We start from the raw sequence: 24,710 nt of genomic DNA, 5'->3' as shown, positions 1-24,710 counted from the left end.
TTTTTGAGTACAAATCAGCATTAAAAGCTACTAAGGAGAAGAAGATGAACAAGGCAGCCGCAGCAGTATCAGCAGGTCTTATGGTTTTTGCTCTTTCAGCATGTTCCAGCCCGAACTACGTGATGCACACGAATGATGGCCGTTCCATCGTATCTGAGGGCAAACCGCAAACTGATAATGAGACAGGGATGATTCAGTACAAAGATGCTAATGGGAACAAGCAGCAGATTAACCGTTCTGATGTAAAAGAGATGGTTGAACTGAAGAAGTAAATTTCAGGTAAAAAAAAGCACCGCAATTTGCGGTGCTACATTAATCACTATGGACAGACAGGGTAAATGTACAGGAAGTGAAAAAGGGGTAGCTTAGCTACCAGGGTCTGGAATGCCAGACCAATTGCAAACACAACAACACAACATCACAACCGTAAGCCAAAAGCCCTCCGAAACACGCATTTCAGATAACTTTTCGTTCCGGCTCAGGAAGTGACGCCACTATAGGTATTTGCTGGTGCATCCTCAACGGACAATTTATAATAGCTCAGATAAAAAAAACTAATAGGTTAACTAAGTTCGCCTGTTTGTTAGCCGACTTTAACATTTAAGCCAATCAACTATGTCCAAGCGTTTGCCACCGTTAAATGCCTTACGTGTATTCGATGCCGCCGCTCGCCACCTGAGCTTTACTAAAGCGGCCGATGAATTGTTCGTCACTCAAGCCGCCGTCAGCCACCAGATTAAGTCCCTGGAGGATTTCCTGGGCCTCAAGCTGTTCCGGCGCCGCAATCGCTCACTGCTTCTGACTGAAGAGGGGCAAAGCTACTATCTCGATATCAAAGAGATATTTTCCCAGTTGACTGAAGCAACACGTAAACTCCAGGCGCGCAGCGCGAAAGGGGCGTTAACGGTCAGTCTGCTGCCTAGTTTTGCCATTCATTGGTTGGTGCCACGCCTCACTAGCTTTAATACAGCTTATCCGGGAATTGACGTCCGAATTCAGGCCGTTGACCGTCAGGAAGATAAACTTTCTGACGATGTCGACGTTGCGATTTTTTACGGTCGTGGAAACTGGCCGGGTCTGCGTGTGGAAAAATTGTACGCGGAATATTTATTGCCGGTCTGCTCACCAATGCTGCTCACGGGCGATAAACCCATTAAAACGCCTGAAGATTTAGCCCATCATACTTTGCTCCATGATGCATCACGTCGTGACTGGCAGACGTACACGCGCCAGTTAGGCGTGAGTCATATTAATGTCCAGCAGGGCCCGATATTTAGCCACAGCGCTATGGTGCTCCAGGCTGCAATTCATGGGCAGGGTATTGCGCTGGCAAACAATGTGATGGCGCAATCAGAGATTGAAGCGGGCCGTTTAGTTTGCCCGTTCAATGATGTTCTAGTGAGTAAAAACGCCTTTTATCTTGTTTGTCATGACAGCCAGGCAGAACTCGGTAAAATAGCGGCTTTCAGGCAGTGGATTCTGGCGAAAACAGCGAGCGAACAAGAAAAATTCCGTTTTCGCTACGATCAATAAGCAAACCAGCGCGTAGGTATGACGCTACGCCTTAATTTAGGGTTACACCATGACCAGCCGTTTCATGCTGATTTTTGCCGCAATTAGCGGTTTTATCTTTGTTGCCCTCGGCGCCTTTGGGGCACACGTATTAAGTAAAACGCTTGGTGTTGTTGAGATGGGTTGGATTCAAACCGGCCTTGAATATCAGGCATTTCACACATTAGCGATTTTTGGTCTTGCGGTGGCGATGCAGCGCCGGATCAGCATTTGGTTTTACTGGAGCAGCGTATTTATGGCGCTCGGTACAGTTTTATTTAGCGGCAGTCTTTATTGCCTGGCGCTGTCTCATTTACGCCTGTGGGCGTTTGTTACTCCAGTCGGTGGAATCAGTTTCCTTGCCGGTTGGATCTTGATGTTGATTGGTGCATTGCGCCTCAAACGTAGGGGCGTAAGCCATGAATAAAGTTATTTTGTACTGCCGCCAGGGTTTTGAAAAAGAGTGTGCGGCAGAGATTACCGACAAAGCCGGTCAGCACGGCGTTTTTGGTTTTGCACGTGTAAAAGAAAACAGCGGCTATGTTATTTACGAATGCTACCAGCAAGATGACGCTGATAAACTGGCGCGGGAATTGCCATTTAGCGAATTGATCTTCGCTCGTCAGATGATCGTTGCCGGTGAATTGCTAAAAGATCTTCCCCCAGAAGATCGCATCACGCCGATCACCGGAATGCTGCAGGGCTTAGTGGAGAAAGGTGGCGATCTGCGCGTTGAAGTTGCAGATACTAACGAAAGCAAAGAGCTGATGAAGTTCTGCCGTAAGCTGACGGTACCGCTGCGTGCAAGCCTTCGTGAAGCAGGTATTCTCACCAATTACGAAACGCCAAAACGCCCGGTGGTGCATGTGTTCTTTATCGCTCCAGGCTGTTGCTATACCGGTTACTCTTACACCACCAACAACTCGCCTTTCTATATGGGCATTCCGCGTCTGAAATTCCCTTCAGATGCACCAAGCCGTTCAACGTTAAAACTGGAAGAAGCCTTCCATATTTTTATTCCTGCCGATGAGTGGGATGAACGTCTGGCAAACGGGATGTATGCGGTTGATTTAGGGGCATGCCCCGGCGGTTGGACTTACCAGTTAGTGAAACGCAATATGTGGGTCTCTTCTGTTGATAATGGCCCAATGGCGCAAAGCCTGATGGATACCGGCCAGGTAACCTGGCTGCAGGAAGATGGTTTTAAATATAAACCCACGCGCAGCAACATCTCCTGGATGGTGTGCGACATGGTTGAAAAACCTGCCAAAGTAGCAAGCCTGATGGCGACATGGCTAGTGAACGGCTGGTGCCGTGAAACTATTTTCAACCTCAAGTTGCCAATGAAGAAGCGTTACGAGGAAGTGTCGCAGAACCTTGCGCTGATTCGTGAAAAACTAGAAGAAAATGGTATCAGTGCGCAAATTCAGGCGCGCCAGCTGTACCACGATCGTGAAGAAGTGACCGTGCACGTGCGCCGTATGTGGGCGGCAGTGGGCGGGCGTCGCGACGAGCGTTAATGGTGTTCTGACCCCACCCCAGCCTTCCCCTTTCCAGGGGAGGGAGTAGTTAACCCCCACCTGCAAAGTCGGGAGCTTAATGTCTTTTAGCTCCTCCACCTGGCAAGGGGGAGGCTGGGAGAGGGTCCTTTAGTTCCCGACACTGACTAGTCAACGTGTGCTCAAAGATGTGACCTGCGGGTTACGATGAGGGCATCCCACCTGGCAATCTAAGCTGCTGTAAATTCCCATCCAGCACCAAATCTGTTTGCAACTGCGCCACCTGGCGGCTGATAAATGCGCTTTCCCGATGCTGCTCTATTTTCTTGCGCCACTTTTCAGGCACTTCATCTAACCGTTCATACAGTGCTTCAAGCGTTGAAAATTGATTAATTAATTGCGTGGCACTTTTCGGACCAATTCCCGGAACGCCGGATATTTTGCTACTGCTGATACCCGCAAGCCCCCAGAAATCGACAAGCTGTTCCGGTAGCACGCCATATTCCTTCGCAATAAAGGGCGCATCCAGCCAGCGTTTTTGAAAATAATCACGAATTTGAATTGTGGGGGCCAGTAACTGGCAAAAACCTTTATCGGTTGAGACGATAGTGGCGCGATGCCCGCTTGCCGCCACTTTTACCGCAAGCGTTGCCGCCAGATCATCGGCTTCATTGCCCTGTGAATGCCAGCATGCCACGCCCCGTTTTACAAAGGCTTCCCGCAATAGCGGCATTTCTTGATGCAAGGTCTCTGGCATTGGCGCGCGCCCGGCTTTATAGTCTGGCAAGACCTGATGCCGCCAGCCTTCACGGCGTTCTTCGTCATCAAATACGGCAACAGCGTGAGTGGGCTGGCTATGCGTTATCAGCGCATCAAGGGCATGCACACAAGTATCAACGCAGGGTGAGCCTTGAACCGCATGAATACGGCGGATTAAATTCAGGGCATCAACGATAAGTAAATGAATCATTATGGTTATTTCGCTTTCGGTATTTGCTTTGCACACACTAACATTTATGTAATGTAGCCGCGAATTCGAAAGGATGAATCAGGAAGGCGGCTCGCAATAAATACATTGCTAACTAATTAGGTTGCTATGTATATTTTAAATGAATAGAAAAATCAGAGACAACAACATGAGTAATAGTTCACACCTCGCACACCGTATCCAGGCCCTACAGCCATCAGCAATCCGAGAATTATTGAAGCATAGTAAAATGCCGGGCGTAATTTCTCTTGCCGGCGGCATTCCCTCCAGCGAATTGTTTGATACTGAAGGGCTGGGAATCGCGACGCAAAAAGTGGTCGCCGAAAACTTTAACGATGCGTTCCAGTACGGTTTGACGGAAGGCAATGTTGAACTGCGTCAGCAACTGGTTGGATTGTGCAAAGAACGTGGAATTACTACCACTTCAGAGCAACTCCTTATTACCTCCGGCTCGCAGCAAGCTCTGGATTTGCTGATGCGCGCGCTGGTAAACCCTGGCGATGTGTTTGTTGTTGAGCGTCCGACATACCTGGCCACGCTGCAAATTCTTAGCCTGAATGAAGCTAATGTGAAATCAGTGGGCAGCGACGAGCACGGTATGATCGTCGATGAACTGGAAGAATTGCTGAAAACGACGCGCATTAAAGGGGTTTACCTGGTGCCGACATTTGGCAACCCAAGCGGTACGACATTAAGCGCCAGCCGTCGCGAGCAACTGGTCAAACTGGCGGAAGAACATCACTTTGTGATCGTTGAAGATGACCCGTACGGGGCTATCAGTTTCACCGAAGCCCGTGAAAAAACTTTGCTGCAAGTTGCAACGGAACGTGGCAGCCAGGATAACGTGGTTTACACCTCAACCTTTTCTAAAATTTTGGCACCGGGGCTGCGCGTGGGCTGGATTGTGCTGCCGGAGTGGATGAAGCAAAAAGTTGCCATCATTAAACAGGCTACCGATTTGCACGCGAACTCATTCACGCAGTCGCTGGTGTCAGCGTATCTCACGCTCGATCGTCTGAATCCGCAAATCGAACTTATTCGTGATGCGTATAAGAAGAAGTGTCTGAGCTTGTCTACGGTTTTGCAGCAGGAATTGGGCGAGCATATTAGCTTTAACCAGCCGCAGGGCGGGATGTTCTTATGGGCGGCGTTCCGCTATGAATTTGATACCACGCGCTGGTTACAGCAGACGCTAGAAAAAGGTGTGGTGTATGTGCCGGGTGAGTTCTTCTTTAGCGATCACGCTGATAAGAAAACGCTGCGTTTCTCTTACGCAACGGCTACGGAAGAACAGCTTCATGAGGCGGTGCAGCGTCTTAAAGCTGCTTTGTAAGATAAGAAAATGGAGCCGAAAGGCTCCATTTTTGTATTCAAACTTTTACTGTTCAGGATTAATGCGAGAGCTCGACAACTTCGTCTTTACTTTCACTCTTCTTAATCGGGCCACCCATCCGTTTTGCATACAGCGCGGTGATAATCGGCACCAGAATCGCGGTAACAATTACGCTTGCTGCGACCAGGGCTGTTGCTGACGCGGCTACAGGTTCAAACGCCGGGTTAATCTGAGCGATGATGACCGGGTTTGCTACCGCTGCACCTGCTGCGGAAGAAGCTGCAATCCCTGCGGTACCGTTGCCACCGCCGATATATTTATCAGCAAGAATCAGTGGAATACCGGTGATTACGATAACCGCCACACCCAGCATGATACCCAGCAGGCCAGTGTCCATAATCACGTTCAGGTTGATGGTGTTACCCAGTGCAAAACCGAAGAACGGAATCAGCGTTGGCGTTGCTTTGCTGAAGAAGGCGCGGAAATCGTGGTCCAGGTTGCCTAATGCAAAACCAATCAGGAATGGCAGCACAGCACCGACAAAGTGGTGTGGTTCAAAGGATGCCAGACCCGCAGAACCCAGAATCACCATAGTCATCAATGGACCTGATTCCAGAGACATCAGAACGAAAGCACCAGACTCTTCTTTCGTGCCGTATTGGTTCATCAGGCTTGCATACAGACCGCCGTTGGTCATGTCCATTGCAGAAACCAGAGCCAGAACGGAAAGTCCTGCAAACATACCGGTCTGAATACCGCCTTCAGGAATAAACGAAGCGGCAATCATCGCAATTATCCAGGCTACACCGATTTTGGTGATAACCAGTGTGCCAGATTTGCGTAATACCGTACCGGTAGCTCGTAAATCAATTGATGCGCCGATACAGAAGAACCAGACCGCCAGAATTGGAACGGTACCGCTAATCATCCCTTTAGTGAAAGAACCAAAATAGGCACCCGTATCTGGAGCGAAAGTATTTAAAACTGCACCAAGTAATAGTGGGATCAGCATCATCCCGCCTGGGATGCGTTCAATTGTGGCTTTAATCTTCATGATAATTCCTTATTGTTTTTTCACTACTTACAAATAGTTAGTGAAAAAACCTCTTAACAGTTAGCGGCGAAAACCGTTGTTTTCCCTGGGTTTATAGGGTCTTAGGTCAGAGATGTTGTTTGCTCTTAATGGCAGTTTCATTAACCTTATGGAGTTAATTACCGTAGCTGTTGTGCCTCAGTCATTCCTCTTGACGTCAACTATGTCTCGATTGGAATTGCGCTTCAATCAAATTGAAACAATATTTCAATTTGGATCACATTATTTTTTTGATCAGGTGATAAACTGTCTTCGTGGTGCGGTTAAATGTAGATTCTTTGTTATCAACAAAATTTAATTGCTAAAATTTATTCATAGTAACGAGCGTGATTGTGTTCGCGCTTATTATTCCCAGTAAGGAAAAGTAATGGACATTCGTCAAAGCATTCATAGTGATCATGCAAAAACGCTGGATACCGCGGGCTTGCGTAAAGAGTTTCTGATCGAAACCATTTTTACTGCCGATCAGTACACCATGACCTATAGCCATATCGACCGCATTATTGTTGGTGGTGTCATGCCAGTAACTCGCACTGTGAGCGTTGGCGGTGAAGTGGGTAAACAGTTAGGCGTGAGCTACTTCCTGGAGCGTCGTGAGCTGGGTGTGATTAACATCGGCGGTCAGGGCACAATTACTGTTGATGGCACATGCTATGAGATTGGTACTCGCGATGGTTTATATGTAGGCAAGGGCGCTAAAGAAGTGGTCTTTGCGAGCATTGACCCGGCAAATCCTGCTCGTTTCTATTATAACTGCGCACCGGCTCATACAACTTACCCAACCAAGCGTGTGACGCCTGCTGATGTTTCTCCGGTGACTCTGGGCGACAGCGTGACGAGCAACCGCCGTACCATCAACAAATACTTCGTGCCAGATGTGCTGGAAACCTGCCAGTTGAGCATGGGGCTGACTGAGCTGGAACCTGGCAACCTGTGGAATACCATGCCTTGCCATACCCACGAGCGTCGTATGGAAGTCTATTTCTACTTCGGTCTGGAGCAGGATAGCTGCGTATTCCACATGATGGGGCAGCCTCAAGAAACCCGTCATATCGTAATGCAGAACGAACAAGCTGTGATTTCCCCGAGCTGGTCAATTCACTCAGGTGTGGGTACGCGTGCGTATACCTTTATCTGGGGTATGGTGGGTGAGAACCAGGTGTTTGATGATATGGACCACGTAAAAGTGGGCGATCTGCGCTAGGCACTCTTTATCGGTTATGTCGGGTGGCACTGCTCATCCGGCATATCAAATATTATCAGGGCGATATATTCGCCCATAAAAAAGGCCCTCAACGAGGGCCTTTTGCTTTTAATCGCAGGAGACTTTCATCGCCAGTCCACCGCGCGAAGTTTCGCGGTATTTGGCATTCATGTCCTTACCGGTTTCATACATCGTTTCGATAACTTTATCGAGACAAACGCGCGGCTCGCTGGTGCGGCGCAACGCCATTCGCGCGGCGTTTACGGCTTTCACTGCCGCGATGGCATTACGTTCAATACATGGCACCTGAACTTGCCCCGCAACCGGGTCGCAGGTCAGGCCAAGGTTATGTTCCATGCCGATTTCTGCTGCGATACACACCTGGATTGGACTACCGCCCAGTAACTCAGCCAGACCTGCCGCCGCCATAGAACAGGCTACGCCAACTTCGCCCTGGCAACCTACTTCGGCACCAGAAATGGATGCGTTCATCTTATACAGAGAACCAATGGCACCTGCGGCCAGGAAATATCGCGCGCAAGAGTTCGCATTAACTTCACGAATGAATTTGTCGTAATAAGCCAGAACCGCAGGAACGATACCGCATGCTCCGTTGGTTGGCGCGGTAACAACGCGGCCACCCGCTGCGTTTTCTTCGTTGACCGCTAACGCGAACATGTTAATCCAGTCCACGACAGCCATTGGATCGGAGTTATTTTTATCGCTGCTGACCAACATTCTGCGCAAGGCAGCCGCACGGCGAGGAACACGCATTTTCCCCGGCAGCACACCTTCGGTGGTAATGCCGCGCTCAATACCGCTACGCATCACACCCCAGACGTTTGCAAAATGCGCATCAATTTCAGCTTGAGGACGCATCGCACGTTCGTTATGCATCATCAAACCCGACAAGGACAGCCCGGTTTCTTTGCAGTGACGCTGTAAATCGGCTGCACTTTTATATGGATAAGGTACGGCGACCTGCTGGGTATCTTCCAGGCCAAAGTGTGCCTCATCAACGATAAAGCCGCCGCCGATGGAGTAGTACGTTTGGCTGTAGATAACATCGTTGCCAGCAAGCGCAGTAATGCGCATCCCGTTTTCATGCAGCGAGAGATTATCTTCATGGAAGTTCATGCTGGTATCGACCGGGAACTCCACTTCATGCTGACCGTTAGCCAGCAACAGTCGGCCGTGAGTATTCACGTCCTGAATGAAATGGGGGATTGCGTCGATGTCGACTGTGTCCGGCATATTGCCTGCCAAACCCATAATAATGGCGATATCTGTATGGTGACCTTTGCCGGTGAGGGAAAGTGAACCGTAGACATCTACTACAACACGCGTGACGTTCTGCAAAATCCCTTGCGCGATTAAATCGTCAGCGAATTGAAAACCTGCTTTCATTGGACCGACAGTATGGGAGCTGGATGGGCCAATCCCGATTTTGAAAATATCGAATACGCTAATCATGTTGCGTCCGTTGCCTGAGTAACTTAAAGGGGAAGGAACCGCCAGCAGAAGGCTGGCGGTTTAGGGCTGCTAGATGAACAGGCCGTGAATCAGAGGATACAGAGAGTAAGAGATAGCCGAAATAGCGACTAAACCCATAATTACCACAAATGCATTACTGATATGGCCGCTGTATTTACGCATCGCCGGGACTTTCTGAATCGCATACATCGGCATCAGGAACAGAATCATCGCGATGATTGGGCCGCCCAGGGTTTCAATCATACCCAGAATACTTGGGTTCAGCGTGGCAACAATCCATGTTGTCACGAGCATAAAGATAGCGGTGATGCGGTTCAGTTTGCTGACTTCAATGCTCTTACCTTTGCCACGCAGAGATTTGATTACCATCCCGTTAAAGCCTTCACGAGCACCTAAGTAGTGACCGAGGAAAGATTTAGTAATCGCGACGATGGCGATAATCGGTGCCATCCACGCAATGACTGGCGCGTTAAAGTGGTTAGCCAGGTAAGACAGAATTGAAATGTTTTGTGCTTTTGCTTCAGCCAGGTTTTCTGGAGAAAGGCTCAGGACACAGCTGAATACGAAGAACATCACGGTCAGAACCATCATGATGTGTGCGTAGGAGAGAATGCGGGAGCATTTTTTCTCAGCTTCTTCGCCGTATTCATTACGTTTTGCTACCGCAAACGCAGAGATGATTGGGGAGTGGTTGAAAGAGAACACCATCACTGGGATTGCCAGCCACAGCGTCATCCACAGGCCGCTACCGGTCGCCGGGCTTGCGCTAAAGGACATGGTTTCGAACGCAGCGCTGCTCCAGTTTGGAATCAGGTACAGCGCCAGCATCATCAGTGCCGCAACAAACGGGAACACCAGAATACTCATCGCTTTAACGATCATTTGCTCGCCGAAACGAACGATGGTCATCAGGCCAACGATCAGAATCAGAGACAAAAGCGCGCGTGGCGGAGAAACCAGACCTAACTGGTGAGTAATAAAGCTATCTACAGTGTTAGTGATTGCAACGCTATAGACCAACAGAATCGGGTAGATTGCGAAGAAGTAGAGCAGGGTAATCACTTTACCCGCGCCAACACCAAAGTGCTCTTCCACAACTTCGGTAATGTCTTCACCTGGATTTTTACCTGACAGCACAAAGCGAGTCAGGCCGCGGTGAGCGAAGAAGGTCATTGGGAAGGCAAGAATTGCCATGATGAACAGCGGGATCAGACCGCCTACACCGGCGTTAATTGGCAGGAATAATACGCCCGCCCCAATTGCTGTTCCGTACAGGCCCAGCATCCACATGGTATCGGACTTGCGCCATGAACTTTTGCTCTCGACAGAGCCAATACTGCTGGTTTGAGTGGTTTCCATCTACTACTTCTCCAAAGGAACATATGATTCGAAATCTGCTTCAATCGCGATGACTTGCCATTGACTACTGAAACTTAATGCTGTGCACAGGCGCTTTTATAGTAATTTTGCCCAGTGATAATCAGCGGGCGGAAAGATACATTCATGTTGTAAATTCATCAGTGATCGAGATCGCAATTGTAAGAATCTACTAATTGTGCCGTTTTTTGCAGATTTTCACTCTGTTACTGATATTTGATGCAATATTAACGCCCTAAAAATGGGGTTATTTTGGTTTATAAAACGATGTTTCGATCTGTTTCAGCGGTGTAATCAACTGTATCAGCAGCATTTTTTAGGGTTATTAAGCTGTTTTCTATAACTTTTTATAAAGATAAAAATGCTGATACGGGTAACATTTTTTCGGTGAATTAAAGCAGGAAAATGAATAAAAAGGCAGGAAAAAAGATGAAAAAAAGAAGGGCGGAATGGCTCCGCCCTTGGGGTTCAGGTACAGATTTCGTAGCAAGGGATGTAAGCACTGCCTGGTAATTTCATACGGTGCTGGGCAACGAAGCCCTGAAGGAGATCGTCCATGCGTCGCATCATGTGTGCATCGCCATGGATTTTATATGGCCCGTATTTTTCGATGGCCTGGATACCACCTTCTTTTACGTTACCCGCAACAATGCCGGAGAATGCTCTGCGCAAAGAAGCCGCCAACTGTTCTGCTGGCTGGTCCGGATAGAGCTTGAGATTTGCCATATTTTCATGGGTTGGCTCAAACGGCAGTTGGAGATCGGGCGCAATGCGAATCGACCAGTTGAAGCTATAAGCATCGCCCGTTTCACGGCGATTCTCTTTAACTTGCGGCATCGCTTTTTTCATCTGGCGGGCGACTTCGGACGGGTCGTCAATAATTATCTGGTAATGACGACGTGCCTGCTCGCCAACCGTATTGACGATAAACTCATCCAGCACGCGGAAGTAATCTGCGCTCTCTTTTGGCCCGGTGAGAATCAACGGCAAGACTTGATCATGGTTTTGTGGATTCATCAGAATACCGAGCAGATAAAGCAGCTCTTCTGCGGTACCCACGCCGCCCGGGAAGATGATGATGCCATGCGCGATACGCACAAACGCCTCAAGGCGTTTTTCAATATCAGGCATGATAATCAGCTCGTTCACCAGCGGATTCGGTGGTTCGGCGGCAATAATCGACGGTTCTGTCAGGCCGATAAAACGCCCTTCTTTATAGCGCTGCTGCGCATGACCCACCGCCGCCCCTTTCATTGGTGCTTCCATGGCGCCAGGGCCACAGCCGGTACAAATGTTGAGTTCGCGCAGGCCCAGTTGTGTGCCAACGCGGCGTGCGTAGAGATATTCGTTTTCGTTAATGGAGTGACCACCCCAGCAAACCACGAGGTTTGGCGCTTCGCCAACGTGCAGCGCACGGGCGTTACGCAGGATAGAGAACACCATGTTGGTGATATTGGCAGGCTCGTCCAGATCGAGATTCTGGAAGCGGCCTGCGCTTGAGAGTTGACCGTTTACAAACAAAATATCGCGCAGCACCGCAAACAAGTTGGCTTGCAGGGCGCGGATGATGCGGCCATCAACAAAGGCATCATCAGGAGGATTGATCAGTTCGAGTTTGACGCCACGCTCGCGGCGCAGCACGTTGATGTCGAAGTTTTCGTAACGCGACAACAACTCTTTACTGCTATCGGTCTGGCTTCCTGAGTTAAGTACGGCAAGTGAACAGTTGCGAAACAGTTGATAAAGGTCGCTACTGGCCGTGCGTTTAAGCATATCGACTTCCAGTTGCGACAACATATCCATTGAGCCTAGCGGGCTAATATGTGTAATCAAGTTAACTCCTTACGAAGCGTAAAGTGCCGCTCCCAATGATTACAATAGCCCTGCTACGTTAACTTTAACAACCTGAAAACAATAATCCTTCAATAGCTTGCGAGGTGTTTCGCACTTATTGACGAACCAGCCGTCCAAATGCCGGATGGAAATCGGTATTTGTGCGCCATGGATTGATGTCCAGGCCGCCACGGCGAGTATATCGCGCGTAAACACTCAGGTTTTCCGGCTGGCAAAAATGCTGGATATCATTAAAGATGCGCTCAACGCACTGCTCGTGAAATTCGTTGTGATGACGGAATGACACCAGATAACGCAGCAGCTTTTCACGATCGATGCGCGGGCCGCGATAGCGAATCTGCACGGAACCCCAATCTGGCTGATGGGTAATCAGGCAGTTAGATTTCAGCAAATGGCTCACCAGCGTCTCTTCTACGAGCTCATCGCCCGCAGCCCCGTTCAGGTAATCGGCGTTAAATTCATAGTTATCGATAGTGATATTTTGTTCGTCAATACATTCGCCTGTAAACGCAGCGATTTCCTGGCCTTCAAGTTCATGCAGGCGGAATAAGACCACGCTGACTTCACCTTGGGCGCACGCGCTTAAATCACGTTTTAATGTTTCCTGAACGGTTTCCCAGTCAGCAAATTGCGTTTGATTAAAGCTGTTTAGATAGAGTTTGAAGCTTTTGGACTCGACCAGATTTACGCTGTTCGCGTCTAACTGCACATGCCCGACGGCAACCTGCGGCAAACCGTTGCTGTTGAGCCAGGAGAGCTCATACAGCGTCCAGATATCGCCGCCGCTAAAGGGTAGATTATCAGCCTGTAAACCAAGTGGATCGCGATTGAGACTACGCGGCACGGCCTGGAGCAGAGACGGTTGGTAGTTATCCTGGTAAGCCGTTGGCTTGCCCAGCGTCAGGCCGCTCAGGGCCTGGTGTTTTTCATAAGACATGTGTCACCGATAGAATGCAGGTACAATTGGCCTTTATTGTACCGCAGCCTTGAGGGAGTGAGAAATTGGTGGATAACGACGTACGTCAGGCGCTGGAAGATTTCACGCAACGTTTTTGTCAGGCATGGCGTGAGCAGGCGGATGGTTGGCCCGCGAGCGAAGAATTATACGGCGTGCCGTCACCGTGTATCGTGACGACAACGGGTAATGATGTTCGTTGGCAACCGCAGCCATTTACTCCGGCAGGCGATCTTAGCGCGGTTGAGCGGGCGATGGATATTACCTTGCAGCCCGGTGCGCATCAGTTTTATACCACGCAGTTTGCCGGTGATATGCCTGCGACGTCGGGCCATCAGGCGTTAACGTTATTACAGGCCTGGAGCGAAGATGACTTTCAGCGCGTTCAGGAAAACCTTATTGGTCACCTGGTCACCCAAAAACGCCTGAAACTTTCCCCAACGCTGTTTCTGGCTACTACACCGGATGAAATGGCAGTGGTCTCTCTGTGCAATTTAACCGGCGAAGTGGTGCTGGAGAAAATCGGTACCAAACAGCGTACTACGCTCGCGCCTTCACTGAGTGTGTTCCTTCAGGATCTCCAGCCGCAGGTCATTTAAGCGTTAATGGCTATTGGGCGTGTGAGAGATCTCTTACACAAGCTGTAAGAGATCTCTAACTTTGCTTGCAGACTTTTCTTGGTGATAGAACGGATAACCATTAATTATCATATAGTTAATGATTATCTATTCGACTTTTGAATGAAAGTTATCGTAAGCATTGGTTGTGAGTGCCTTGCGAGACTGAACGAATTAGTAGATTCTATGTCCGTCGACAGGAAGTCGGGAAGTGAAGGAGATGTCAGGATGATGTCACTTCATTGAAGAAGCGGAACACACCAGGATGGTGTTGCAAGGAAGGCTTCAGGACGAAGCAAGGATCACTCAGGAAGAGTAAGGGACACCTCCAGGATGGAGAATGAGAGCCGAGCCAGGACGTTCGGTGGGTCTGGAAGACCAAAGGATATCGCATCAGGATGATGCCGGAACACCTCAGGATGAAGGTAGCAGGACGCGAGTACGACGGAATGTAGGTCAGGAGACCGCAGGACATAGTTGTCACGGACGAGCAGGGAGCACCAAAAGTAGCCGGATTAGCTGCGAAACGAACCGGGAGCACTGTTTATACAGTGCTCCCTTTTTTTATGCTTTTTTTGCCCGCACTAAGAAATGAAGAAAGTAAGAAGTGGTATCCTTGCCGGCTTCTTTTGACTGATGCTCGAGGTTTTCATGGAACGCCACGCGCTGGTACGCCAGCATCTACACATCATTGAACACGTTTTGCGTGACCATCAACTTTGGCAGAGCGCAGCCCCCACCGCTGACGCCTTTGAAAGCACCCAGCCTTTTTGCATGGATACCCTGCAGCCTCACGAATGGCTGCAATGGGTTTTGATCCCTCGAATGCATGCGCTTCTTGATGCCCAACTTCCTTTGCCAGCCGATTTTGCCATCGCGCCTTATTATGAAATGGCGCTGGATGCCGCACAGATTGAGCGCGAACCGCTATTAAAAGCGCTGCAAGACCTCGATGCTTTATTTGCGCGTGACGCCAACTGATGCTGGAAATTATTTATCAGGACGAATGGCTGGTTGCGGTGAACAAACCGTCTGGTTGGCTGGTTCACCGTAGCTGGCTTGACAGGCATGAAACCGTCTTTGTGATGCAAACCGTGCGTGACCAAATCGGCAAGCATGTGTTTACCGTGCATCGCCTCGACAGGCCTACTTCTGGCGTATTGCTGATGGCGCTCTCCAGCGAAGTCGCGCATACGTTATCTCAGCAGTTCGAAAATCATCAAATTCAAAAGCGTTACCACGCGGTGACGCGCGGCTGGCTGGAAGATGAAGCGCTGCTTGATTATCCACTGGTTGAAGAGCTGGATAAAATCGCTGATAAAAAAGCGACTCAGAATAAAGACCCACAGCCTGCGGTGACGCACTATCGTGGCCTTGCGACGGTTGAAATGCCGGTGCCGGTTGGGCGCTATCCTACGGCGCGCTACAGTCTTGTCGAGCTTGAGCCCAAAACGGGCCGTAAGCACCAGTTACGCCGCCATATGTCTCACTTGCGCCACCCGATGATCGGTGATTCAAAACATGGTGATTTGCGTCAAAACCGCGCCGCTGCCGAGCATTTTGGCTGCCAGCGACTGATGCTTCATGCAAGCCAGCTTTCGTTAAATCATCCCGTTACTGGTGAGCCGTTATGCATTCGCGCCAACCTTGATGATACCTGGATGCAGATGATGTCACAGTTTGGCTGGAGCGGATTGCTGAGTGATATCGAAAAGGTTGAGTTTGTTGCACGCAACGGCCAGGATGAATAATACAGCCGTAACGCAAGGAGTTAACTGATGGCGGAAGTGGGGATTTTTGTAGGTACCATGTATGGAAACTCGCTGCTGGTGGCGGAAGAAGCCGCAGCGATCCTAAAAAAGCAGGGCCATAAAGCGACAGTATTCGAAGACCCGGAACTGGCTGACTGGCAGAAATTTCGTGACCAATATGTGCTGATTGTGACTTCGACGACCGGCCAGGGCGATTTGCCAGACAGCATCGTGCCTCTGTTTCAGGCAATAAAAGATGAGATCGGATATCAGCCTGAATTGCGTTACGGTTTGATTGCGTTGGGCGACAGCAACTACGAACATTTTTGTGGCGGCGGAAAACAATTCGACACTTTACTGCAAGAGCAGGGAGCCAAACGTGTTGGCACCGTTCTGGCTATTGATGCAAACGACCATCCCGAACCCGAGGCGGTTTCTAACCCTTGGGTTGAGCAATGGAGTTCATTGCTAAGTTAACTTCATTTGCCCTCTATTCGGAGGGCATTTATCTTCTCTGAGCTTCATCACACTTTCAGCCGTCAAGCGAACAGCCTCACAAAACGAGCGATTTTTCGTTCAACTCTCGCTGCTTTATCCAACAGTTTTTAAATCCGTGAAGTATCCCCCAATCGTTTGGACGTAAGCCACAAAGTGCTCACCAAACGAACTCTAAACTTGTGTCTTTGCACGATGAGGGGTTTTAACTCCCTTCATATACTCTCTTTCGGCCAACAAAAAAACCGCAGATACAGCGTCATAAAAATACTGCGGATGAGCCGATACCTCATTCTGATACCCTACAGTGCTCTTCAGAATGAACTGTAGCTCGCTCTACAATTCAGGAGTGCAACATGAATACCATTAGCCAAACGGCGAGCGTTGCCGAGAAAAGAACCAACGCTCGTTATTGGATAGTCGTAATGCTGTTTATCGTCACCTCGTTTAACTATGGCGATCGTGCCACGTTATCAATTGCCGGTTCGGAAATGGCAAAAGATATCGGCCTTGATCCCATTGGTATGGGATATGTCTTTTCCGCATTTTCCTGGGCCTATGTGATAGGGCAAATCCCTGGCGGCTGGTTACTTGATCGCTTTGGTTCAAAACGGGTTTATTTCTGGTCAATTTTTATCTGGTCGCTGTTTACCTTGCTGCAAGGGTTCGTCGATATCTTCAGCGGTTTTGGCATTATCATCGCGCTGTTTACTTTACGCTTCCTGGTTGGCCTCGCTGAAGCCCCGTCATTCCCCGGTAATAGCCGCATAGTCGCTGCCTGGTTCCCCGCACAAGAACGCGGCACCGCCGTCTCCATTTTTAACTCTGCGCAGTACTTTGCCACCGTTATCTTCGCGCCAATCATGGGGTGGCTGACGCACGAAGTGGGCTGGTCGCATGTGTTCTTCTTTATGGGAGGGCTGGGGATCATTATTAGTTTTGTCTGGCTGAAAGTGATCCATGAGCCGAACAACCATCCGGGCGTAAATAAAAAAGAGCTGGAGTACATCGAAGAGGGCGGGGCGCTGATCAATATGGATCAGAAGAAACCCAAAGAGCATATCCCGATGGCGCAGAAATGGGGCCAGGTTAAACAACTGCTCGCGTCCCGCATGATGATCGGCGTCTACATCGGGCAGTACTGCATTAACGCATTAACTTACTTCTTTATTACCTGGTTCCCTGTTTACCTGGTGCAAGAAAAAGGCATGTCGATTCTGAAAGCCGGGTTTGTGGCTTCCATTCCGGCGGTGTGTGGATTTGTCGGCGGTGTGCTGGGCGGGGTGATTTCTGATTACCTGATGCGCCGCACTGGTTCGTTGAATATCGCGCGTAAAACGCCAATCGTGCTGGGAATGTTGCTCTCCGTCAGCATGGTGTTCTGTAACTATGTTGAGTCCGAAATGATGGTTATCGGCTTTATGGCGATGGCGTTCTTCGGCAAAGGGATTGGCGCGCTGGGCTGGGCGGTGATGGCAGATACCGCGCCAAAAGAGATCAGCGGCCTGAGCGGTGGCCTGTTCAATATGTTCGGTAACGTCTCCGGCATCGTGACGCCAATCGCCATCGGTTACATTGTCGGTACATCCGGTTCGTTCAATGGTGCACTGATTTACGTTGGGATTCATGCCATCGTTGCGGTACTCAGCTACCTGGTTATCGTCGGTGATATCAAACGCGTAGAACTCAAACCCGTTGTGACAGGATGATCCCCATGAATACTCAGGCAAGCCCGATAATTACCGATATGAAAGTCATCCCCGTTGCGGGGAATGACAGCATGCTGCTCAATATTGGCGGTGCGCACGGAGCCTTCTTCACACGCAATATTGTGGTGCTGACCGATAATGCCGGGCACACCGGCGTAGGCGAAGCGCCCGGCGGGGAAGTGATTTATCAGACGCTGGTCGATGCGATTCCGCAGGTCGTAGGTCAGGAAGTGGCGCGTATGAATCGCGTGGTGCAAAACGTCCATAAAGGTAATCAGTCTGCGGATTTCGATACCTTTGGCAAAGGTGCATGGACTTTTGAATTACGTGTCAATGCCGTGGCAGCTCTTGAAGCCGCGCTTCTCGATTTGCTCGGCAAGGCGCTAAACGTCCCGGTTTGTGAGCTGTTAGGGCCGGGCAAACAGCGCGATGAAGTCACCGTTCTGGGCTATCTGTTTTACATCGGCGATCGCAACAAAACTGATTTGCCGTATCTGGAAGGGAAAACTACAGGCCACGCCTGGTATGATCTGCGGCATCAGGAAGCGTTATCCAGCGAGTCGATTGTGCGCCTCGCCGAAGCCGCGCAAGACCGTTACGGCTTTAAAGACTTCAAACTTAAAGGCGGAGTATTGCCAGGCGAGCAAGAAATCGAGGCGGCTCGTGAGCTTAAAAAACGTTTTCCGGATGCGCGGATCACCGTTGATCCCAACGGGGCCTGGCTGCTGGATGAAGCGATCGCTTTATGCAAGGGGATGGGCGATGTCCTGACCTACGCCGAAGATCCGTGCGGTGCGGAACAAGGGTATTCTGGCCGGGAAGTGATGGCGGAGTTCCGTCGCGCTACGGGCCTGCCGGTGGCAACCAATATGATTGCCACCAACTGGCGTGAAATGAACCATGCCATCATGCTCAACGCCGTCGATATTCCGCTGGCCGATCCCCATTTCTGGACGCTCAGCGGCGCGGTTCGCGTGGCGCAAATGTGCGACGAATGGGGCCTGACCTGGGGCTGCCACTCCAATAACCATTTCGATATTTCTCTGGCAATGTTTACCCACGTAGGTGCGGCTGCACCGGGGAAACCGACCGCTATCGACACCCACTGGATTTGGCAGGAAGGTGACCTGCGCCTGACAAAATCCCCGCTGCAAATCGTTAACGGCAAAATCGCCGTGCCGGATGCACCTGGCTTAGGCATAGAGCTGGATTGGGAGCAGGTGCAGAAAGCCCACGAAGTATATAAATCGTTGCCAGGCGGCTCGCGTAATGATGCGACGGCAATGCAATATCTGGTTCCAGGCTGGGAATTCGACCGTAAACGTCCGGCATTTGGCCGCAGCTAATTCATCTTGATGACAAGGAATGAGTAACATGACAACTTCAACATCTACGCCATTAGTCACAGCGATGCAGGTGATTCCCGTAGCGGGTCACGACAGCATGCTGATGAATCTGAGCGGCGCGCACTCTCCTTTCTTCACCCGTAATATTGTAATTATCAAAGATAACTCCGGGCACACCGGCGTGGGGGAAATTCCCGGCGGCGAGAAAATTCGCCAGACGCTGGAAGAGGCCGCGGCGCTGGTGATTGGCAAAACGCTGGGCGAATACAAAAATATTCTTAACGTCGTGCGTGCCCAATTTGCCGATCGGGATTCCGGCGGTCGCGGTTTGCAGACCTTTGATTTGCGCACCACTATTCACGTTGTTACCGGGATTGAATCAGCCATGCTCGATTTGCTCGGGCAGCACCTCGGCGTAAACGTCGCCTCTTTGCTCGGCGATGGGCAACAGCGTAGCGAAGTCGAGATGCTTGGTTACCTGTTCTTTGTCGGCAACCGGAAGCAGACTCCACTGCCTTATCAAAGCCAGCCTGATGAGAAATGCGACTGGTATCGCATTCGCCACGATGAAGCGATGACGCCGGATGCCGTGGTGCGTCTGGCAGAAGCGGCGTACGAAAAATATGGCTTTAACGATTTCAAACTTAAAGGTGGTGTATTAGCCGGAAGCGAAGAAGCCGAAGCGGTAACGGCGCTGGCAAAACGTTTCCCGCAGGCGCGTGTGACGCTCGATCCAAACGGTGCCTGGTCGCTTGATGAAGCGATAAGCATTGGCAAGCAATTACGCGGAGTGCTGGCCTACGCAGAAGATCCGTGCGGGGCTGAGCAAGGCTATTCAGGCCGTGAAATTATGGCTGAGTTCCGCCGTGCCACCGGTTTGCCTACCGCAACCAATATGATTGCTACCGACTGGCGTCAAATGGGCCACACCATTTCGCTGCAATCCGTCGACATTCCGCTGGCCGACCCGCACTTCTGGACCATGCAAGGTTCGGTGCGCGTAGCGCAAATGTGCCATGAGTTTGGCCTGACCTGGGGCTCGCACTCCAATAACCATTTCGATATTTCTCTCGCGATGTTCACCCACGTTGCAGCAGCAGCGCCTGGCAACGTCACCGCTATCGACACCCACTGGATTTGGCAGGAAGGCAATCAGCGCCTGACCAAACAGCCGTTCGAAATCAAAGGCGGCATGGTGCAGGTGCCAACAACGCCAGGCCTTGGTGTGGAGTTGGATATGGATCAGGTGATGAAAGCGCACGAGCTTTATCAGCAGCATGGTTTGGGCGCGCGCGATGATGCGATGGCGATGCAGTATTTAATCCCAGAATGGACGTTTAATAATAAGCGCCCTTGTATGGTGCGATAGACTCTATCCTTATTATCGAAACCGATGGTGGGAGCTTCCACGAAAGAGGTTTTGTAGGTCGGATTAGCGTAGCGACATCCGACATTAATTTGACGTTTAGGTCTGTAGCGGCGGGCGACATATGAAAATTGTAATCGCACCAGATTCCTATAAAGAGAGCCTTAGCGCTCTGGAGGTTGCGACGCAGATTGAAGCGGGTTTTCAGGAAATATTCCCGAACGCCACTTATGTAAAGTTGCCCGTGGCTGATGGCGGCGAGGGCACCGTAGAGGCGATGGTCGCCGCAACCCACGGTGAAATTATTGAAGTGGATGTCACCGGGCCGCTCGGCGATCCGGTGCATGCTTTCTACGGAATTTCAAGCGATAAGCAGCAGGCTTTTATTGAAATGGCGGCGGCGAGTGGCCTTGAACAAGTCCCTCCTGATTTACGCAATCCCATGAAAACAACGTCCTGGGGAACGGGTGAATTGATTCGCTGTGCGCTGGATAGCGGTGTGAAGAATATCCTTATCGGAATTGGCGGAAGCGCTACCAACGATGGGGGAATCGGCATGGTGCAGGCGCTTGGCGCGCATTTGCTGGATAGCAAAGGCGAACCGCTGGGGTACGGCGGGCGTGAAGTGGCGCGTCTGGCGTCGATTGATATCAGTAACCTGGATAAACGGCTGAAGAGTTGCCGTATCGAAGTCGCGTGTGACGTCACCAATTTGTTGACCGGGAAAGAAGGCGCGTCGGCGGTTTTTGGCCCACAAAAAGGGGCGACGCCTGAAATGGTCAGCGAACTCGAGAAAGGGCTGGCACACTACGCAAAAATCATTTCTCGCGATCTTGATATCAACGTTCTTGAGCTTTCTGGCGGTGGTGCGGCGGGCGGTATGGGCGCTGCACTTTTTGCTTTTTGCGGAGCGCAACTGCGGCAAGGAATTGAGATCGTTACCGAAGCATTAAAACTTGATGAACAGGTGCGAGACGCAGACCTGGTGATTACCGGAGAAGGGCGTATCGACAGCCAGTCGATTCAAGGAAAAGTACCGATTGGCGTGGCGAAAGTGGCGAAGCGCTACAACATCCCGGTCATTGGTATTGCCGGAAGTTTAACGCCGGACGTGGGCGTGGTGCACGATCATGGTCTGGATGCGGTATTTAGCGTCTTGTATCGCATTTGCACGCTGGAAGAGGCGTTGGAAAACGCCGGGGAAAATCTGCGTATAGCGGCGCGTAATATTGCGGCAACGCTCGCCGTAGGGCAGAAAATCCGGGAACGCTAAGCGTTTCCCGGAAATCATAAATAACCCGCTAACCTAACATTCGCTGCGCTTCTTTAGAGACATTATTCATCTCATCAAGTAGCTCAAGCAGTTCAGGCTCCAGATCTTCCGGGCTGACGCCACTGCGCAACTGCTGCTCAAGTGTCATACATAAGCTTTTCAGGCGCGGTACGCCGCTGTAGCTACAACTTCCATGAAGTTTATGAATGATATCCACCAGCTCTTGCGGATTTTCGCCCACAAGCTGCTCTTCCACGATGTTGCGTACTTCAGGTAAAAATGCCAGCAGCATATGCAGCATGTCGCGCGCTAAATCGGGTTTATTTGCAGCTTGTTGCAGCGCGAGCGCCCAGTCCAGCGTCTGGTTTTGATTGCTGATTTGCACCGGCGTTTCTGTAATGGCCGGAGCCGCCTGCGCCGTAATGGCACCCGGCTGGTAGCGCATCAGCAAACTATAGAGCTTTTTCTCTTCGATAGGTTTCGCCAGATAGTCGTTCATTCCGGCACTGAGTAACTTCTCTTTTTGCCCTGCCATGGCGTGCGCCGTTACGGCAATAACCGGCGTCTGCTGGTGATGTGGCATCTGGCGAATCAATTCGCAGGCGCGGATACCGTCCATCTCTGGCATCTGGATATCCATCAAAATAATGTCTATCTGCATCTGTTTCGCCCGTTCAATGGCCTGAATGCCGCTGCCACATAACTCGACATTTTGAACGTGATCTTCAAGCAGGGCGCCAATCAGCTTCAGGTTGGCAGGGTTATCATCCACCGCCATAACGGTAAGCGGTAACTTCCGGTTTTCTGGCCCGTCTGGCAGAGCCGTATGGCTGTTGAAGGAGTGCTCTGCAAGCAATGGCAGCAGGCGCGTAGAGGTGACGGGTTTTAACAGGCACCCGGCAACGCCTTCTTTTTTAAGGGATTCAGCATCGACCTGGGCATGGCTTGGCATAGCAAAAATTAAGCAGTCGGTCATGCTGGCAGCTTTCGCAAGTTTAGGATTGGCAAGCGTTAGCGTGTCGTGGAACGTAACGGGAATGCCGAGCAGCATAATATCGTAATGCCCTTCAGCAAGGGTCATAAACGTCGGGCTGTAAACCACGTCGAGCGGCGTGTTCGCCAGAATATTGAGCGTGCTTTGGGCGGCAGTCGCATTCTGTTCAACGTACGCAATACGTTTCCCTGCCAGGTTTTCCGTGGAATATCCATCCAGAACCGCATTGGAGTTGAGATCCAAATTGATATAGAACCAGAAGGTTGAGCCTTGATTTGGCTGGCTGTGGAACGAGATATCCCCGCCCATTTCGCTCACCAGTTTCTGGGTGATAACCAGCCCTAATCCGGTGCCACCGTGACGCCGTGAAATACTGGCATCCGCCTGACGGAACGCCTGGAATAAGCGCGACTGTTCCTGCTCAGGAATACCGATGCCGGTGTCGTGAATGCGCATTTCCACCTGGACTTTATTGTTACCCTGCGAGCGCTTCTCAACGACCAAATCAATATTGCCGCTCTCGGTAAACTTAATCGCATTGCCGACCAGATTAGTGACTACCTGTTGCAAACGCAGCGGATCGCCAATCACATTATCCGGCACGTCATTCTTGATGTTTAGCGTCAGCTCAAGACCTTTGTCGTGGGCCGAATGGGCAAGCAGCGTTACCACTTCATCCAGCGTATTACGCAGCGGGAATGGAATGCTTTCCAGAATCAGTTTGCCTGCTTCGAGTTTCGAGAAGTCCAGCACGTCATTGATGATAGTCAGCAAATTATTTGCCGAGCGTTCAATGGTATGCAGATGGTCGCGCTGCGTGGCATTCAGGTCTGTTTTCAGCGTCAAACGGGTAAAGCCGATCACGCCGTTCAAAGGTGTTCGCAATTCATGAGACATATTTGCGAGGAATTCAGACTTAATACGCGCCGCTTCCTGCGCACGTTTCTTAGCAAGATCCAACTCCACGTTCTGGATTTCCATCTGCTCCAAAGTTTCACGTAGATCGGAAGTGGCCTGGTCAATATTGTGCTGCATCTCTTCGTGGTAGGCCGTAAGGGACATCGCCATCGAATTGATGCCGTTTTTCAGCATATCTAATTCGCCGAGCATAAAACCTTCTACCCGGCTGTCGAGCTGCCCGCGCCGTATCCGGTCAACGGTATTCACCATATTACGAATCGGGCCGGTGACATCGCGCATCAGGCGATAGGCGAACAACATGGCAATGCCCACGCAGAACAGCATCATCAGCGTTGAGATAAAAATTTCCCGGTACTGCTGTAAACGCACGGATTTGAGATCGAGTTCAATGGCTACATAGCCCAGCGTATTCCCCGCGGGTTTAGCGTCGGTCACTTCAGATTCATCCGGTGAATAGCTCTCGGAAATAATCGGGGTTCGCAGAATAATCGAATCCCCATGGCGGGAGATGCTTAGACTGTGCGGCGGTTTTTCATTATTTGGCAGCCTCAAAACAGATGCATTGAGCTGATAATTAGAGGTCACAAACAGTTTGTTGTTTTCATCAAATACCGAAATCGCCCGCACAATGTCGGAGTGACGACGGTGCAGCACGCTGACCAACTGGCGAATAGATTCCCGGCTGTGAAAACTCATGCCGTATTCACTGGCGACCGCCAGCGGTTCAATAATATTGGTACCAGAGTCTTCTAACTGACGCTGCAAGTCGTTGTAACGATGGACCACAAAAAAGATACTGAGCAATAAACCGATCATTAACGTCGGGGCCAGAATCAGGATCATCATGCGTGCGCGCAGGCTGTAGTTGGTCATGGGGTTCCGATATGGGA

Annotated in this window: 21 protein-coding genes; 14 read left to right on the top strand and 7 right to left on the bottom strand. The window is 50.5% G+C overall.

Annotated elements, in window-relative coordinates; genetic code table 11:
• The first annotated feature begins 44 nt into the window (after positions 1–44).
• The 4 genes from AB1E22_RS05125 (at position 45) to rlmM (ending at position 3,071) form a co-directional block, all read left to right on the top strand.
• Positions 45–272, top strand: a complete 228-nt coding sequence (locus tag AB1E22_RS05125) for a YgdI/YgdR family lipoprotein (protein WP_367594365.1) — start codon at positions 45–47, stop codon at positions 270–272.
• 343 nt (positions 273–615) lie between these two features.
• Entirely contained in the window at positions 616–1,533 is a 918-nt protein-coding gene (gene gcvA / locus AB1E22_RS05120) for a glycine cleavage system transcriptional regulator GcvA (protein ID WP_139882203.1), read from the top strand.
• Positions 1,534–1,582: 49 nt separating this feature from the next.
• The gene (locus AB1E22_RS05115) at positions 1,583–1,978 is read left to right on the top strand and encodes a DUF423 domain-containing protein (RefSeq protein ID WP_367594364.1); all 396 of its coding nucleotides are present in this window, start codon (positions 1,583–1,585) and stop codon (positions 1,976–1,978) included.
• Positions 1,971–3,071, top strand: a complete 1,101-nt coding sequence (rlmM, locus tag AB1E22_RS05110) for a 23S rRNA (cytidine(2498)-2'-O)-methyltransferase RlmM (protein ID WP_367594363.1) — start codon at positions 1,971–1,973, stop codon at positions 3,069–3,071. The genes AB1E22_RS05115 and rlmM overlap by 8 nt, the downstream gene beginning before the upstream one ends.
• Before the next feature lie 181 nt (positions 3,072–3,252).
• Here rlmM and xni read toward each other — a convergent pair whose 3' ends face one another.
• Positions 3,253–4,023, bottom strand: a complete 771-nt coding sequence (gene xni, locus AB1E22_RS05105) for a flap endonuclease Xni (RefSeq protein WP_367597333.1) — start codon at positions 4,021–4,023, stop codon at positions 3,253–3,255.
• A 163-nt stretch (positions 4,024–4,186) separates the two neighbouring features.
• Here xni and AB1E22_RS05100 point away from each other — a divergent pair, with 163 nt between their 5' ends.
• Positions 4,187–5,371 carry a PLP-dependent aminotransferase family protein gene (locus AB1E22_RS05100; protein WP_367594362.1) on the top strand — a complete coding sequence of 395 codons (1,185 nt, stop codon included), beginning with the start codon at positions 4,187–4,189 and terminating at the stop codon, positions 5,369–5,371.
• A 58-nt stretch (positions 5,372–5,429) separates the two neighbouring features.
• On the opposite strand, the gene kdgT is transcribed toward AB1E22_RS05100, so the two are convergent.
• The gene (kdgT, locus tag AB1E22_RS05095; RefSeq protein WP_367594361.1) at positions 5,430–6,425 is read right to left on the bottom strand and encodes a 2-keto-3-deoxygluconate transporter; all 996 of its coding nucleotides are present in this window, start codon (positions 6,423–6,425) and stop codon (positions 5,430–5,432) included.
• Between the two features lie 406 nt (positions 6,426–6,831).
• Here kdgT and kduI point away from each other — a divergent pair, with 406 nt between their 5' ends.
• On the top strand, positions 6,832–7,668 hold the full coding sequence (gene kduI, locus AB1E22_RS05090) for a 5-dehydro-4-deoxy-D-glucuronate isomerase (protein ID WP_367594360.1): 837 nt from the start codon (positions 6,832–6,834) through the stop codon (positions 7,666–7,668).
• Positions 7,669–7,776: 108 nt separating this feature from the next.
• On the opposite strand, the gene AB1E22_RS05085 is transcribed toward kduI, so the two are convergent.
• The 4 genes from AB1E22_RS05085 to queF all read right to left on the bottom strand — a co-directional run bounded on the left by AB1E22_RS05085 (position 7,777) and on the right by queF (position 13,330).
• A complete protein-coding gene (locus AB1E22_RS05085; RefSeq protein ID WP_367594359.1) occupies positions 7,777–9,141 on the bottom strand; it encodes an L-serine ammonia-lyase in 1,365 nt (454 codons plus the stop codon).
• A gap of 69 nt (positions 9,142–9,210) precedes the next feature.
• A complete protein-coding gene (locus AB1E22_RS05080; protein ID WP_367594358.1) occupies positions 9,211–10,521 on the bottom strand; it encodes an HAAAP family serine/threonine permease in 1,311 nt (436 codons plus the stop codon).
• A gap of 486 nt (positions 10,522–11,007) precedes the next feature.
• A complete protein-coding gene (gene ppnN / locus AB1E22_RS05075) occupies positions 11,008–12,372 on the bottom strand; it encodes a nucleotide 5'-monophosphate nucleosidase PpnN (protein WP_367594357.1) in 1,365 nt (454 codons plus the stop codon).
• Positions 12,373–12,487: 115 nt separating this feature from the next.
• Positions 12,488–13,330 (bottom strand): NADPH-dependent 7-cyano-7-deazaguanine reductase QueF, encoded by an 843-nt coding sequence (gene queF / locus AB1E22_RS05070; protein WP_367594356.1) that lies wholly within the window; start codon positions 13,328–13,330, stop codon positions 12,488–12,490.
• Positions 13,331–13,398: 68 nt separating this feature from the next.
• Between queF and syd the strand changes: the two genes are divergently transcribed.
• The 8 genes from syd to AB1E22_RS05030 all read left to right on the top strand — a co-directional run bounded on the left by syd (position 13,399) and on the right by AB1E22_RS05030 (position 21,905).
• The gene (gene syd, locus AB1E22_RS05065; protein WP_367594355.1) at positions 13,399–13,947 is read left to right on the top strand and encodes a SecY-interacting protein; all 549 of its coding nucleotides are present in this window, start codon (positions 13,399–13,401) and stop codon (positions 13,945–13,947) included.
• A gap of 669 nt (positions 13,948–14,616) precedes the next feature.
• Positions 14,617–14,946 carry a YqcC family protein gene (locus AB1E22_RS05060; protein WP_367594354.1) on the top strand — a complete coding sequence of 110 codons (330 nt, stop codon included), beginning with the start codon at positions 14,617–14,619 and terminating at the stop codon, positions 14,944–14,946.
• The gene (truC, locus tag AB1E22_RS05055; RefSeq protein WP_367594353.1) at positions 14,946–15,716 is read left to right on the top strand and encodes a tRNA pseudouridine(65) synthase TruC; all 771 of its coding nucleotides are present in this window, start codon (positions 14,946–14,948) and stop codon (positions 15,714–15,716) included. The genes AB1E22_RS05060 and truC overlap by 1 nt, the downstream gene beginning before the upstream one ends.
• A gap of 27 nt (positions 15,717–15,743) precedes the next feature.
• Positions 15,744–16,193, top strand: a complete 450-nt coding sequence (locus AB1E22_RS05050) for a flavodoxin (RefSeq protein WP_367594352.1) — start codon at positions 15,744–15,746, stop codon at positions 16,191–16,193.
• Between the two features lie 374 nt (positions 16,194–16,567).
• On the top strand, positions 16,568–17,920 hold the full coding sequence (locus AB1E22_RS05045; protein WP_367594351.1) for an MFS transporter: 1,353 nt from the start codon (positions 16,568–16,570) through the stop codon (positions 17,918–17,920).
• Between the two features lie 5 nt (positions 17,921–17,925).
• Positions 17,926–19,266 carry an enolase C-terminal domain-like protein gene (locus tag AB1E22_RS05040; protein ID WP_367594350.1) on the top strand — a complete coding sequence of 447 codons (1,341 nt, stop codon included), beginning with the start codon at positions 17,926–17,928 and terminating at the stop codon, positions 19,264–19,266.
• Positions 19,267–19,294: 28 nt separating this feature from the next.
• Positions 19,295–20,635: a glucarate dehydratase gene (gudD, locus tag AB1E22_RS05035; RefSeq protein WP_367594349.1), complete on the top strand. Its 1,341-nt coding sequence runs from the start codon at positions 19,295–19,297 to the stop codon at positions 20,633–20,635.
• 121 nt (positions 20,636–20,756) lie between these two features.
• Complete coding sequence (locus tag AB1E22_RS05030; RefSeq protein ID WP_367594348.1) at positions 20,757–21,905, top strand: glycerate kinase; 1,149 nt, start codon at positions 20,757–20,759, stop codon at positions 21,903–21,905.
• A 28-nt stretch (positions 21,906–21,933) separates the two neighbouring features.
• Here the strand turns inward: AB1E22_RS05030 and barA are convergent, their stop codons facing one another.
• Entirely contained in the window at positions 21,934–24,693 is a 2,760-nt protein-coding gene (barA, locus tag AB1E22_RS05025; RefSeq protein WP_367594347.1) for a two-component sensor histidine kinase BarA, read from the bottom strand.
• Between the last annotated feature and the right edge of the window lie 17 nt (positions 24,694–24,710).

The sequence above is a fragment of the Buttiauxella gaviniae genome, from assembly GCF_040786275.1.
Classification (GTDB): Bacteria; Pseudomonadota; Gammaproteobacteria; order Enterobacterales; family Enterobacteriaceae; genus Buttiauxella; species Buttiauxella gaviniae_A.
Note: the sequence above shows the minus strand (reverse complement) of the source record. Positions and strands in the feature narration are given on the sequence as shown.